The sequence below is a fragment of the Variovorax sp. AC194 genome (assembly GCF_979257995.1).
The window spans coordinates 430,751-442,852 of sequence record NZ_OZ409823.1 but is presented as its reverse complement, the minus strand read 5'-3'; the positions used below and the strand labels follow the sequence as shown (position 1 = coordinate 442,852).

Sequence of the window (12,102 nt, the reverse complement as noted above, 5' to 3'; positions counted from 1 at the left end):
CGATGAATCCGCCCACCCTGCGCAGCCGCTTCTGGTCCGACCTGACCAGCGAAGAGTTCTCCCGCCTGGACCGCGAACGGCTCATCGCCGTGCTGCCGGTGGGCGCCACCGAGCAGCACGGACCGCACCTGCCGATGTCCACCGACACGGCCACCATCGACGGCATGGTGCGCGCCACGCTCCCGCACCTGCCCGACGATTTGCCGGTGCTGTTTCTCCCCACCGTGCCCTACGGCAAGAGCAACGAGCATTCGCGCTACCCGGGCACGCTCACCGTGTCGGCGAGCACGCTGATCTCGCTGTGGAAGGACATCGGCGCCTGCGTCGCCAAAGCCGGCGTGCGCAAGCTCGTGCTCTACAACAGCCACGGCGGCCAGATGAGCGTGATGGACATCGTGGCGCGCGACCTGCGCGAAGAACACGACATGATGGTCGTGGCCGCCAACTGGTACACGCTCGGGCTGCCCGAAGGCCTCTTCACCGCGCACGAGGGCAAGCACGGCATCCATGCGGGCGACCTGGAAAGCTCGGTGATGCTGCACCTGACACCCGACTACGTGCGCCGCGACCAGTTCCAGAACTTCAGCTCGATGACCGAGCAGCTGGCCGAAGAAAACAAGTTCCTCTCGATCACCCCCAGCGGCAAGCTCGGCTGGCAGATGCACGACATCAACCCCTCCGGCGCGGCCGGCGATGCCACGCGCGCCACCGCGGAGAAGGGCGCCGCGGTGCTCGACCACGTGGGTCGGCGCTTCGTCGAATTGCTGCACGAGGTGGACCGCTTTCCGCTGTCGCGCCTCGCCAACGAACCCGCCTGGCGCTAGGCTCGCTCCACCATGGAAAGCACCACGCCATCCACCCCGCCGCTGGTCAGCCTGCGCCACGTCAGCAAGCGTTTTGGCAACGGCACGCTCGCGCTGCAGGGCATGACGCTCGACATCGGCGAGCACGACTTCATCAGCTTCCTGGGCCCCTCGGGCTGCGGCAAGAGCACGGCGCTCAGGCTCATCGCGGGGCTCACGCGCCTGAGCTCGGGCGACATGCACTGGTCCGGCGCCAACACCGGAAAGACGCAGAGCGACCGCGACCTGGGCTTCGTGTTCCAGGAGCCCACGCTCATGCCCTGGGCCAAGGTGTTCGACAACGTGTGGCTGCCGCTCAAGCTCGCCGGCCAGAGCCGCGATGCGGCCGCGCCCGTGGTGCAGCAGGTGCTGGAGATGGTCGGCCTCTCGCGCTTCGCCGACGTGTACCCGCGGGAGCTCTCGGGCGGCATGAAGATGCGCGTGTCCATTGCGCGCGCACTGGTCACGCACCCGCGCCTCTTGCTGATGGACGAGCCCTTCGCCGCGCTCGACGAAATGACGCGCATCAAGCTCAACAACGACCTCCTGGCCATCTGGCGCGAGCACCGCTTCTCGGTGGTGTTCGTCACGCACAGCGTGTACGAGTCGGTGTACCTGTCGAACCGCATCGTGGTGATGGCGGCGCGACCGGGCCGCGTGATCGACGAGATCCGCATCGACGAGCCCTATCCGCGCGGCGAGGAATTCCGCACCTCGAGCCGCTACAACGCGCACTGCACGGCGGTGTCTCAATCCTTGCACGGAGCCCTGCATGGCGTCGACATCGATCACTGAACCCGTCGCCCTCGCCGACGTGGACACGGCGCCCTCCGAGGCGTCGCTGCGCGCGCACGAAGACAAGCTGCGCCGGCGCGAATCGCTGCTGCGCATCGTCGTGCCCGCGGCCATCGTCGCGCTGCTGCTGCTCGTGTGGGAATGGACGGTGCGCGCCAACAACATCCCGCACTACATCCTGCCCGCGCCCTCGCTCATCCTGAAGACGCTGTTCGACAACTGGGACACGCTCTCCAGCGCGCTGTGGTTCACGGTGAAGCTCACGCTCCTCGCATTGCTGGCCGCCATCGTCGGCGGCGTGCTGCTGGCGATCGCGTTCGCGCTCTTCAAGTGGGTGGAGATCGGCCTCTTTCCGATCGCGGTGATCCTGCAGGTGACGCCGATCATCGCGATCGCGCCGCTGATCCTGATCTACGTGTCGAGCACCACTGCGGCGCTGTTGCTGTGCGCGTGGATCGTGGCGTTCTTTCCGATTTTGTCGAACACCGTCATTGGCCTGAAAAGCGCGGACAGCAACCTGCGCGACCTGTTCCAGCTCTACAAGGCCTCGCCGTGGCAGACCTTCCGCTACCTGCTCGCGCCGAGCGCGCTGCCGTACTTCATGGCGGGGCTGAAGATCGCGGGCGGCCTCAGCCTGATCGGCGCCGTGGTGGCGGAGTTCACCGCCGGCACGGCGGGCAAGGAGACGGGCCTGGCCTCGCGCATTCTCGAGTCGAGCTTTCGCACCGAGATCCCGATGATGTTCGCGGCGCTGCTCCTGGTGTCGTTGCTCGGCATCGTGATCTTCATCGTGTTCGCCGCGTTATCGCGCATGGTGCTCGGCCACTGGCACGAGAGCGAGATGCGCCGTGAACGCTAGGGCGATGCACACGGCCACGGACTGGGATGCGGTGCGCGAAGACCTGCGCGGCCTGAACCTCGTCACCGCGCCGAGCCAGCGAAAGCAACTGTCGAAAGACTTCTACTGGTACAGCCCCATCCTCACCGCGCAGCTCGCGGGCTGCGTGGCCGACCTCGTGGTGAAAGTCAGCACCGAAGACGACGTGCGCCAGGCCGCGGCCGTGGCTGCGAAGTGGAAGCTGCCGCTCACCGTGCGCGCGGGCGGCACCGGCAACTACGGCCAGTGCGTGCCGCTCGAGGGCGGCATCGTGCTGGACGTGACGCAGATGTGCCGCGTGCTCGACATCCAGGACGGCCGCCTGCGCGTGGAGGCCGGCGCGCGCATGCACGACATCGACCTGGCCGCGCGCGAGACCGGGCAGGCGCTGCGCATGTGGCCCTCGACCTGGCATGTGGCCAGCATCGGCGGCTTCATCGCGGGCGGCTTCGGCGGCATCGGGTCGTTTCGCCACGGCATCCTGCGCGACCCCGGCAACCTGCTGCGCGCGCGCGTGATGACGGTGGAGCGCGCGCCGCGCATCATCGAATTGCAGGGCGACGAGATCCAGCAGGTGCACCATGCGTACGGCACCAACGGCGTGATCCTCGACGTCGAAGTGGCGCTGAGCCCGGCCGTCGAATGGGTGCACTGCACGGTGCTCTTCGAGACCTACCGCGGCGCGCTGGACTTCGGCATCGCGGCGCAGGCGCCGACGCTCGACATCTTTTTGCTCTCGACGGTGGAGGCGCGCTTCTCGCCGTACTACACGGCGATGCGCGACCGCTTTCCGATCGACCGGCATGCGGTGTTCACCATGGTCTCGCCCGAATCGATGGCCGAGTTCCGCGCGCTCGCCGATGCGCACGGCGGCACGATCTCCGTCGCAGGCACCGAGGCCGAGCTGCTCGCCGAGGGCCTCCCGCCCGCCTACGAGTGCGCGTTCAACCACACGACGCTGCAGGCGCTGAAGGCCGACCGCGGGTGGACCTATCTGCAGGTCGCGTATGCGCAACCGTTCGATCCGTCGGTGGTCGAGCGCCACCTGCAAATCTTCGGCGACGACGTGCTGCAGCACCAGGACTTCGCGCGCGCGGGCGGCGAGTGCGGCACCTTCGGCATCCTGCTCGTGCGCTGGAAGGGCGAGGCGCACCAGTACGAGTTGATCCGCGAAATCGAGTCGCAGGGCGGCTGCCAGATCTTCAACCCGCATGTGGTGACCATCGAGGACGGCGGCATGAAGACCATCGACACGCAGCAGATCGAATTCAAGAAGCGCAGCGACCCGATGGGTTTGATGAACCCCGGAAAAACGCGCGGATGGCACCCGGACATGGCCGTCGAGCGCTGAGAAAAAGATTTAGTCTCCGCATCCCGTACTTTCAAAACCTCCACAGGAGCACGTCCCCATGCGCATCCCCGCTTTCAATCTCCGGCCGCTTGCCTTCGGCCTGGCGCTCGTCGGCGCCGCCTTCGCCGCGCAGGCGCAGGAAAAAGTGGTGTTCGCCACCAACTGGAAGGCGCAGGCCGGCCACGGCGGCTTCTACCAGGCGCTGGTGGACGGCACGTACAAGAAGTACGGCCTGGACGTGGACATCCAGCAGGGCGGCCCGATGGTCAACAACCGGCCGATGCTGCCGGCGGGCAAGGTCGATTTCCTCATGACCGGCAACCTGCTGCAGTCCTTCGACAACGTGAAGAACGGCGTGCCCACCGTGGTGGTCGCGGCCTTCTTCCAGAAGGACCCGCAGGCCATGTTCGCGCACCCGGGCCAGGGCTTCGATACCTTCAAGGACATGACCAAGGCGCCCGTGGCCTTCATCGGCAAGGACGGCCAGTTCAGCTTCTGGCAGTGGATGAAGTCCGAGCACGGCTTCAAGGACTCGCAGCTCAAGCCCTACACCTTCAACGTCGGCCCGTTCCTGGCGGACAAGAAATCGATCCAGCAGGGCTATGCGATCTCGGAGCCGCTGTCGATCAAGGCGCAGGCCGGCTTCGATCCGGTGGTGCAGCTGCTGGCGGACAACGGCTTCTCGACCTACTCGACCACCGTGGAGACGCGCGCGGACCTCATCAAGACCAAGCCCGAGACGGTGCGCAAGTTCGTCGAGGCCTCGATCATCGGGTGGAACAACTACCTCTACGGCGACAACAAGGCCGCCAACGAGATGATCGCCAAGATCAACCCCGACTCGCCCGTGGCCGCCTCGCAGGGCTCCATCGAACTCATGAAGAAGATGGGCATCGTGGACAGCGGCGAGTCGCTCACCAAGGGCATCGGCGCGATGGACGAAGCCCGCGTGAAGGACTTCTACGACAAGATGGTCAAGGCCGGTCTCTACAAGACGGGCGAGGTCGATCTCGCGAAGGTCGTGACCACGCAGTTCGTGAACAAGGGCGTCGGCGTCGACGTCCGCAAGAAGCTCACCGGCAAGTAATTCGCATCGCTGTTTTTTCCCGTGGGTCGCGCGGGGCTTGCGCCGGGGTCAGATGCCGGCGCCTGGGTTGCCATAAGGCACCGCGCGGCCTTTTGTTCCTTGGGCTCTGACCCCGTCTCGCCGACAGGCGAACCGGCCCTCCCATGAAAACGCTCGTCGTCCATTGCCATCCGAACCCTGACAGCTTCAACCACGCCCTGTATCGCACCGCGCTCGAAGCACTCGAGCCGCGGCATCCCGTCAAGGCCATCGACCTCTACGCCGAGGGGTTCGATCCGACGCTCACCTGCGAAGAGCGCATCGCCTACCTCGAGAACCCCGAGCTCATCCGCGAACGCGTGAAACCGCATGTCGAAGCGCTGCTGTGGGCCGAGCACCTGGTGTTCGTCTACCCCACCTGGTTCCACGGACCGCCCTCGATGCTCAAGGGCTGGCTGGAGCGGGTGTGGCTGCCGGGCGTGGCCTTCCTGCCCGCGGAGCGCAAGGGCCAGCTCGCGAAGTCGGGCATGCGGCACATCCGGCGGCTGACGGTGGTGACCACCGGCGGGTCGCCGCGCTGGTTCGTGCAGGTGATCGGCGACCCGGGGCGGCGGCTGTTCACGCGCGGGCTGCGCGCGCTGTTCGCCTGGCGCTGCAAGGTGACGTGGCTGCAACTGCACGACATGAATGCCGTCACCGCGCGCGACCGCACGCATTTCATCGAGCGCGTTTCGCGCAAGCTGCAGGCGCTCTAGACAAATTCGATCCACGCGAGAACAACAGATGCCAACCACCGTTCGGGCTGAGCTTGTCGAAGCCTGCGTCCATTGGGCACAACCCTTCGACAGGCTCAGGGTGAACGGCCGAAACGGTTGGGCAACGGGAGTTGCCCGATGAGCACAGAAAGGAAAACACCATGAGCCTCGAACGCACGCTGACCGTCCGCGTCGAACGCATCTCGCGCGAGACGCCGGAGATCCTGGCCTTCGAGCTGGCGCATCCGTGGGGGCGCGCGCTGCCGGGGTACGAGGCGGGCGCGCACATCGATGTGCACATGCCGGGGGGGTTTTCGCGGCAGTACTCGTTGGCGCGGGGACCGTCGAATGCGCCGTCGTATGTGATCGGCGTGAAGCGCGAACTCGCGAGCCGCGGTGGGTCGGCCTCGATGCACGAGCGCGTGCGCGAGGGCGACCTCATCGCGATCAGCACGCCGCGCAACACCTTTCCACTGCGCGAAGAGGCCGCGCACCACCTGCTGATGGCGGGCGGCATCGGCATGACGCCGCTGCTCGCGATGGCGCAGGCGCTCGCGGCGCGCGGCGCGTCGTTCACGCTGTGCGTGTTCGCGCGCAGCGAGGAGCACCTGGCGTTCGCCGACGCGCTGCGCGATCCCGCGCTCGCACCGCACCTGCGCCTTCATCTGGACCAGGGCGATGCATCGCAACGCATCGACCTGCAGGCGCTGCTGGCCGAGCGCGCGCCGGATACGCACCTCTACGTCTGCGGTCCCGGCGGCTTCATGCAGGCGGTGCGCGACGCGGCCGCAAAGACCGACTGGCCCGAAGACGCGCTGCACACCGAGTACTTCGCCGCGCCCACCGATGCCAACACCACCACCGGCCTGCCTTTCACGCTGAAGCTCGCGCGGCGCGGCATCTCGGTGCCGGTCGCGGCCGACCAGACCGCCGTCGATGCGCTGCACGAAGTGGGCATCGACATTCCCGTCTCGTGCCAGCAGGGCCTGTGCGGCACCTGCGTGGTCGAGGGCGACGGCGAAGCCGCGGAGCACCGCGACTTCTGCCTCACGGGCACCGAGCGGCGCAGCAAGGTGGCACTGTGCTGCTCGCGCGCCAAGGGCCTGGAACTGGTGCTGCAGCTGTGAGCGTCGAGGAAGCCGACAGCGAAGCACCGGCCACGCGCGGCCGTTCGCGCAAGTACACGCAGGTGCTGGGCGTCATCTACCAGGCCGCGATCGAGGTGTTCGCGAGCGAGGGCCTGGCCGGCGCCACGACACAGGCCATCGCCGACAAGGCCGGGCTCTCCAAGGCGCAGCTGCACTACTACATCGACAGCAAGGAGGCGCTCTACCGGCTGGTGCTGCAGGACATCCTCAACGACTGGATCGTGGTGTTCGGCTTCAGCGACGAGGCCTTCGGTCCGCGCAAGGTGCTGAGCGACCTGATCCACCGCAAGATGGTCTTCTCGTTCCAGCACCCGCTGCGCTCGCGCATCTTCACCGCCGAGATGATGCGCGGCGCGCCGGTACTCAACACCATGATGGACACGAGCAAGGCGCGCACCGACCAGGCCGCCGCGGTGATCCAGAACTGGATGAACCAGGGCCTGATGGACGAGGCCGATCCGATGCTGGTGCTGTTCCACATCTGGGCCGTGACGCAGTTCTACGCGGACCACGCCACGCAGGCCGCGTACTTCCGCAACGTCGCGCAGGACGGTGATGACAAGGACAGGGGCTACCTGATCGCGCAGGTGACGGAGTTCCTGCTGAAGGGGGCGGGGGTCAAGTAGCCGGCCGGGGCCTGTCCTCTCCCCATCCATTCACACCGAGCCCCATCCGTTCACGCTGAGCTTGTCGAAGCGCTGCGCAAGGCTTCGACAAGCTCAGCCCGAACGGGAGGGAATCGTGTCCATCATCCGTTCACGCTGAGCCTGTCGAAGCGCCGCGCAAGGCTTCGACAGGCTCAGCCCGAACGGTTCTTCGCAGATGGCCCGCTCACCGCTTCTGCGGCAGATACATCGTCGCTTCGACTTCCACCAGCACCTCGTCCCCCGGCAGGAAGCGCGACACCTCCACCACCGTGCTCACCGGCGGCTCGCCCGGATAGAAGAGCCCGCGCACGCGGTTGTAGAACGCGTAGTGCGGCAGGTGGCGGAAGTACTGCACCAGCTTGACCACATCGTCCATCGTGCCGCCATGCTCTCCAGCGATCTGGCGGATGCGCTCCAGCACGAACCAGCTCTGCGCGACGATGGCGGCTTCGAACACATCGACCGACATCTGGCCGGTGGCGTAGCCCACGCCCTGCAAGGCGGTGCGCGCTTCTTCGGGGATGTCGTCGTAGCCCGCGACCGCGCGGCGCTTGGCCGGATCGACCGCGACCACGCCGCTCATGAAGACGAAATCGCCGACGCGTTTCGCGGCGGCGTAGTTGGCCATTGGCTTGCCCATGCTCATTTAGTTTTCTCCAGAATTCGACCAGCACGGATGACCGTGCATTCGCGCCCGCGCGCACCGACCAGCTCATGCTCATCGGTCGCCGCCAGCAGCACCAGGTCCGCGGGGCAGCCCGGCGCGATGCGGCCGTCCCACGCGAGGCCGAGCGCCTTCGCGGGGCTGACGGTGATCGCATCGAGCCAGTCGCCCGCGGGCGCGAGGTGCGCCATCTGCACGCCCAGGCCGAAGGTCTCCAGAAGATCGTAGCTGCCGTAGGGATAGAAGGCGTCCTGCACGTTGTCCGTGGCCAGGCTCGCACGCAAGCCCCGTGCCGCCGCCTCGTGGATGCGCGTGATGCCGCGCGGCACGGGCGTGCGGTCCCAGGCGCCCTGCAGGTAGAGGTTGGTGGTCGGCAGCGCGACGATGTGGATTCCGGCACCGGCGCAGAGCGCGAGCGTCTCGTGGGCGACGGCGTCGTCCTGCACCGAGAGCGAGCAGCAGTGGCCGCAGACGACGCCCCGCTTGAAGTCGCGCGCACGCACCAGCTGGGCGATGCTGCGCAGGCCCGTGGCGTCGGCATCGAGTCCTTCGTCCACATGGAAGTCGAGGCCGAGGCCGTGCTGCTGCGCGAGGTCGAACACGCGGCCCAGCTTGTGGACGATGCCTTCGTTGCGGTAGACGAACGCGCCGAGCACACCGCCCGCGCGTTTGACTTCGCTGGCGATGCGCTCGCCGGCCGCGAGGTCCGCGAACACGTCGAGCGGCGTGAGCGAGACGAATTGCAGCTCGATGCGGCCGCGCCATTCCTCGCGCAGCGCCTCGAACACGGCCAGCGCGGCCGGCGGCTCGGGCTGCACCCAGTCGATGTGCGTGCGCAGCGCGCGCGTGCCCGATTGCCAGGCGTCGTGCAGCGCGCGCTCCATGCGCAGGCGCAGCGTTTCGGCGGTCCAGCCGGCGCGGTGTTTCTCCATGCGTTCGATGGCCGCGAACAGGTTGCCCTGCGCCGCGCCCACCTCCTGCACGGTGTAGTTCTTGTCGATGTGCGCGTGGGCCTCGACCAGCGCGCTCAGCAGCGTGCCGCGCGCCTGCGTCTGCGACGCGCTGGGCACGATGGCCGCGACCTTGTCGCCCTCGAGCGTGATGTCGAAGACCTGCGCATCGCCCGCCGCGAAGCCGCGCAGCGGCGCCGGAATGCGCAGCGCCTGGAGCTTCATGCGCGCTGTTGCAGTGCGCGCAGCCAGCCGAGGCCCGCGGAAGTGCCGCCGGGCTCCGAGCCGCGCTTGGGCCGGTACTCGCAACCCACCCATCCTTGCCAGCCACTTTGCTTCGACACCTCGTCGATCACGTCGAAGAGATAGCCGTAGTTCTGCTCGCCGATGTCCGGCTCGTGGCGCTCGGGCACGCCGGCGATCTGCAGGTGGCCGACGCGGCCGGTCGGCAGGTACTTGCGGATCTTCATCGCCACGTCGCCCTCGACGATCTGGCAGTGGTACAGGTCCATCTGCACCTTGAGATTGGGCGCGCCGACGGTCTCGACGATCTCGTGCGCGTGGTCCTGCCGGTTGAGAAAGAAGCCGGGGATGTCGCGCGTGTTGATCGGCTCGATCAGCACGTCGCGGCCCGCCTTCGCGGCCTCTTCGGCGGCCCAGCGCAGGTTGTCCAGGTACACGGGCTGCACCGCATCGCGCTGCAGGTCCGCGGGAACGAGGCCGGCCATGACGTGGATGCGCGGGCAGTCCAGCGCCACGGCGTAATCGATGGCTTTCGCGATGCCGTCGCGGAACTCGGCGTCGCGCCCGGGCAGGCACGCGAGGCCGCGCTCGCCGCCCTCCCAGTTGCCGGGCGGGCCGTTGAAGAGCACCTGCTGCAGGCCGTTGTGCTTCAGGCGCGCGACGATGTCTTCCTTCGCGAAGGCGTAGGGGAAGAGGTACTCGACGGCCTTGAAGCCGTCTTTGGCGGCGGCATCGAAACGGTCGAGGAAATCGAGCTCGGGATAGAGCATCGAGAGGTTGGCGGCGAATTGGGGCATGGCTTGTTTCTCTTGCTTCTGTCACCAGCGCGCACCGAAGGTGGTGCGCAGTTCATCGATCTGTTGGGCATCCAGCGGCGCGGGCCTTGCGGCGCCGGTGAGCATCTGGAGCCTGGCGGTTTCCTCGAGTTCCTCGAGCACGGCCATGGCGGCGGCCGGGCTCTCGTGCCACACGTTGGGACCGAGGCGCTCCAGCATCACGGCGCGCAGCGGCGTGCCCGCCGCACCGAAGTGTTCGATGGCCTGTGCCACCTTCTCTGCCGCTTCCGGCGCACCAGGGCGGTGGTACGGAATGAGCGGCACGTGGCCGACCTTCATCACGAAGTACGGCGTGAGCGCGGGCAGCAGTTCGTCGCCCGGTGCGTTCAGCGTGAGCGCGACGCAATGCGTGCTGTGCGTGTGGATCACGCAGGCCGTCTGTGCATCGAACCTGCGCGCGGCCGCGTAGATGCGCGTGTGCAGCGCGATGGTCTTGCTGGCGCGGTCGCCGCCCGTCTGCTTGCCATCCGCATCGAGCCGCGCGAGCCGCGCCGGATCGAGAAACCCGAGGCACGCATCGGTCGGCGTGATGAGAAAGCCGTTGTCCAGCCGCACGCTGATGTTGCCCGCCGTCGCATGCACGTAGCCGCGGTCGAACAGGCTGCGGCCGACGCGGCAGATTTCTTCGCGTGCTTGGTTCTCGGTCATGCCAGCACTGTAAAGGCCTTGGTGAAGAAATCGTCGCCGCCGAAGTTGCCGGACTTGAGCGCGATGTGCAGGCCCGCGCCACCAGCGGCTTTGGCAGCTTCTGCGCGCGCGTGGCACCACGGCACGCCGGGGTCGATCTGCGGGCCGATCTGCATCTGCGCGATGCCCAGCGCCTGCACGCAGGCGCCCGAGGTTTCGCCGCCCGCGACGACCAGCTGGCGCACGCCCTGGTCGACCAAGCCGCGCGCGATGGCGGCGATGGTGCGCTCGACCATCGCGCCGGCCTCTTCCACACCGAGTTGGCCCTGCACCGACTTCACGGCGCCGGCCTCGGCGGTGGAATAGACCAGCACCGGTTGCTTCTCGACCAGCGGCGCAGCCCACGCCAGCGCTTCGGCCGCGACATCGACGCCCGCCGCGATGCGCAGCGGATCGATTGCCAATGCCGCGCCGCCGCGCTGGATGAAGTCGAGCACCTGCCGGTTGGTGGCGAGCGAGCAGCTGCCCGACACGATGGCGCGCAGCCCGCCCGCCGCCGGCAACGCGCTGGCCTGCGAAGAAGGCGCGAGCCCGAAATTGGCAGGCAGGCCGATGGCCACGCCCGAGCCGGCGGTGACCAGCGGCATCGTCGCGAGCGCCGGGCCGAGGCGCAGCAGATCGTCGTTCGACACCGCATCGACGATGGCGATCGACACGCCCTCGCCTTTCAGTTGAGCGATGCGCTCGGTGATGGCCGCGTCGCCGCGCGCCACCACCGTGTGATCGATGAGCCCCACCTTGCGCGTGCACTGCGCCTGCAGCACGCGCACGAGGTTCGCATCGGTCATCGGCGTGAGTGGATGGTTCTGCATGCCGCTCTCGTTGAGCAGCACGTCGCCGGCGAACAGATAGCCCTTGAAGACGGTGCGCTTGTTGTCGGGGAAGGCGGGCGTGGCGATGGTGAAGTCGCACTTGAGCGCATCCATCAACGCCTCCGTCACCGGACCGATGTTGCCTTGCGGCGTGCTGTCGAAGGTGGAGCAGTACTTGAAGTAGATCTGCCGCGCGCCCTGCGCCTGCAGCCAGCGCAGCGCGTCGAGCGATTGCGCGATGGCCTCGGCCGGCGCGATGGTGCGCGACTTGAGCGCGACCACCACGGCATCGACATCCGCATCGAGCGGCGTGGCCGGCACGCCGATGGCCTGCACCACGCGCATGCCGGCGCGCACGAGGTTGTTGGCGAGGTCGGTCGCGCCGGTGAAATCGTCGGCGATGCAGCCGAGCACTAGCTTGCCCATGGG

Annotated in this window: 13 protein-coding genes; 8 read left to right on the top strand and 5 right to left on the bottom strand. The window is 67.6% G+C overall.

From position 1 onward, the window contains the following. Nucleotides 1-2 precede the first annotated feature (2 nt). The 8 genes from ACZYRS_RS02105 to ACZYRS_RS02070 all read left to right on the top strand — a co-directional run bounded on the left by ACZYRS_RS02105 (nt 3) and on the right by ACZYRS_RS02070 (nt 7,460). A complete protein-coding gene (locus ACZYRS_RS02105) occupies nt 3-824 on the top strand; it encodes a creatininase family protein (protein WP_463417943.1) in 822 nt (273 codons plus the stop codon). A 12-nt stretch (nt 825-836) separates the two neighbouring features. Continuing rightward, nucleotides 837-1,637: an ABC transporter ATP-binding protein gene (locus ACZYRS_RS02100; protein ID WP_198788871.1), complete on the top strand. Its 801-nt coding sequence runs from the start codon at nt 837-839 to the stop codon at nt 1,635-1,637. After that, nucleotides 1,615-2,496 carry an ABC transporter permease gene (locus ACZYRS_RS02095; protein WP_463417942.1) on the top strand — a complete coding sequence of 294 codons (882 nt, stop codon included), beginning with the start codon at nt 1,615-1,617 and terminating at the stop codon, nt 2,494-2,496. The genes ACZYRS_RS02100 and ACZYRS_RS02095 overlap by 23 nt, the downstream gene beginning before the upstream one ends. A 4-nt stretch (nt 2,497-2,500) precedes the next feature. Beyond that, nucleotides 2,501-3,865 carry an FAD-binding oxidoreductase gene (locus tag ACZYRS_RS02090; RefSeq protein ID WP_463417941.1) on the top strand — a complete coding sequence of 455 codons (1,365 nt, stop codon included), beginning with the start codon at nt 2,501-2,503 and terminating at the stop codon, nt 3,863-3,865. 58 nt (nt 3,866-3,923) lie between these two features. Continuing rightward, entirely contained in the window at nt 3,924-4,952 is a 1,029-nt protein-coding gene (locus ACZYRS_RS02085) for an ABC transporter substrate-binding protein (RefSeq protein WP_198788868.1), read from the top strand. A gap of 143 nt (nt 4,953-5,095) precedes the next feature. Beyond that, on the top strand, nt 5,096-5,686 hold the full coding sequence (locus tag ACZYRS_RS02080) for an NAD(P)H-dependent oxidoreductase (RefSeq protein WP_463417940.1): 591 nt from the start codon (nt 5,096-5,098) through the stop codon (nt 5,684-5,686). A gap of 161 nt (nt 5,687-5,847) precedes the next feature. Next, complete coding sequence (locus ACZYRS_RS02075; RefSeq protein WP_463417939.1) at nt 5,848-6,813, top strand: PDR/VanB family oxidoreductase; 966 nt, start codon at nt 5,848-5,850, stop codon at nt 6,811-6,813. After that, nucleotides 6,810-7,460 carry a TetR family transcriptional regulator C-terminal domain-containing protein gene (locus ACZYRS_RS02070; protein WP_463417938.1) on the top strand — a complete coding sequence of 217 codons (651 nt, stop codon included), beginning with the start codon at nt 6,810-6,812 and terminating at the stop codon, nt 7,458-7,460. The genes ACZYRS_RS02075 and ACZYRS_RS02070 overlap by 4 nt, the downstream gene beginning before the upstream one ends. 205 nt (nt 7,461-7,665) lie before the next feature. On the opposite strand, the gene ACZYRS_RS02065 is transcribed toward ACZYRS_RS02070, so the two are convergent. Genes ACZYRS_RS02065 through otnK form a run of 5 tightly spaced genes read right to left on the bottom strand, consistent with a single transcriptional unit; the run spans nt 7,666 to nt 12,099 of the window. Further along, nucleotides 7,666-8,127 carry a RidA family protein gene (locus tag ACZYRS_RS02065; RefSeq protein ID WP_198785315.1) on the bottom strand — a complete coding sequence of 154 codons (462 nt, stop codon included), beginning with the start codon at nt 8,125-8,127 and terminating at the stop codon, nt 7,666-7,668. Continuing rightward, nucleotides 8,124-9,320, bottom strand: a complete 1,197-nt coding sequence (locus ACZYRS_RS02060; RefSeq protein WP_463417937.1) for an amidohydrolase family protein — start codon at nt 9,318-9,320, stop codon at nt 8,124-8,126. Before ACZYRS_RS02060 ends, ACZYRS_RS02065 begins: the two co-directional genes overlap by 4 nt. Beyond that, nucleotides 9,317-10,135, bottom strand: a complete 819-nt coding sequence (otnI, locus tag ACZYRS_RS02055) for a 2-oxo-tetronate isomerase (RefSeq protein ID WP_463417936.1) — start codon at nt 10,133-10,135, stop codon at nt 9,317-9,319. Before otnI ends, ACZYRS_RS02060 begins: the two co-directional genes overlap by 4 nt. Nucleotides 10,136-10,156: 21 nt before the next feature. Beyond that, nucleotides 10,157-10,822, bottom strand: coding sequence for a class II aldolase/adducin family protein (locus ACZYRS_RS02050; RefSeq protein WP_463417935.1), 666 nt, complete (start codon nt 10,820-10,822; stop codon nt 10,157-10,159). Further along, a complete protein-coding gene (otnK, locus tag ACZYRS_RS02045) occupies nt 10,819-12,099 on the bottom strand; it encodes a 3-oxo-tetronate kinase (RefSeq protein WP_463417934.1) in 1,281 nt (426 codons plus the stop codon). Before otnK ends, ACZYRS_RS02050 begins: the two co-directional genes overlap by 4 nt. Between the last annotated feature and the right edge of the window lie 3 nt (nt 12,100-12,102).

Excerpts from the sequence above, each read along its gene's own strand:
- ACZYRS_RS02105 (WP_463417943.1), top strand. The coding sequence starts at position 3 with ATGAATCCGCCCACCCTGCGCAGCCGCTTCTGGTCCGACCTGACCAGC.
- ACZYRS_RS02100 (WP_198788871.1), top strand. The coding sequence starts at position 837 with ATGGAAAGCACCACGCCATCCACCCCGCCGCTGGTCAGCCTGCGCCAC.
- ACZYRS_RS02095 (WP_463417942.1), top strand. The coding sequence starts at position 1,615 with ATGGCGTCGACATCGATCACTGAACCCGTCGCCCTCGCCGACGTGGAC.
- ACZYRS_RS02090 (WP_463417941.1), top strand. The coding sequence starts at position 2,501 with ATGCACACGGCCACGGACTGGGATGCGGTGCGCGAAGACCTGCGCGGC.
- ACZYRS_RS02085 (WP_198788868.1), top strand. The coding sequence starts at position 3,924 with ATGCGCATCCCCGCTTTCAATCTCCGGCCGCTTGCCTTCGGCCTGGCG.
- ACZYRS_RS02080 (WP_463417940.1), top strand. The coding sequence starts at position 5,096 with ATGAAAACGCTCGTCGTCCATTGCCATCCGAACCCTGACAGCTTCAAC.
- ACZYRS_RS02075 (WP_463417939.1), top strand. The coding sequence starts at position 5,848 with ATGAGCCTCGAACGCACGCTGACCGTCCGCGTCGAACGCATCTCGCGC.
- ACZYRS_RS02065 (WP_198785315.1), bottom strand. The coding sequence starts at position 8,127 with ATGAGCATGGGCAAGCCAATGGCCAACTACGCCGCCGCGAAACGCGTC.
- ACZYRS_RS02060 (WP_463417937.1), bottom strand. The coding sequence starts at position 9,320 with ATGAAGCTCCAGGCGCTGCGCATTCCGGCGCCGCTGCGCGGCTTCGCG.
- otnI (WP_463417936.1), bottom strand. The coding sequence starts at position 10,135 with ATGCCCCAATTCGCCGCCAACCTCTCGATGCTCTATCCCGAGCTCGAT.
- ACZYRS_RS02050 (WP_463417935.1), bottom strand. The coding sequence starts at position 10,822 with ATGACCGAGAACCAAGCACGCGAAGAAATCTGCCGCGTCGGCCGCAGC.
- otnK (WP_463417934.1), bottom strand. The coding sequence starts at position 12,099 with ATGGGCAAGCTAGTGCTCGGCTGCATCGCCGACGATTTCACCGGCGCG.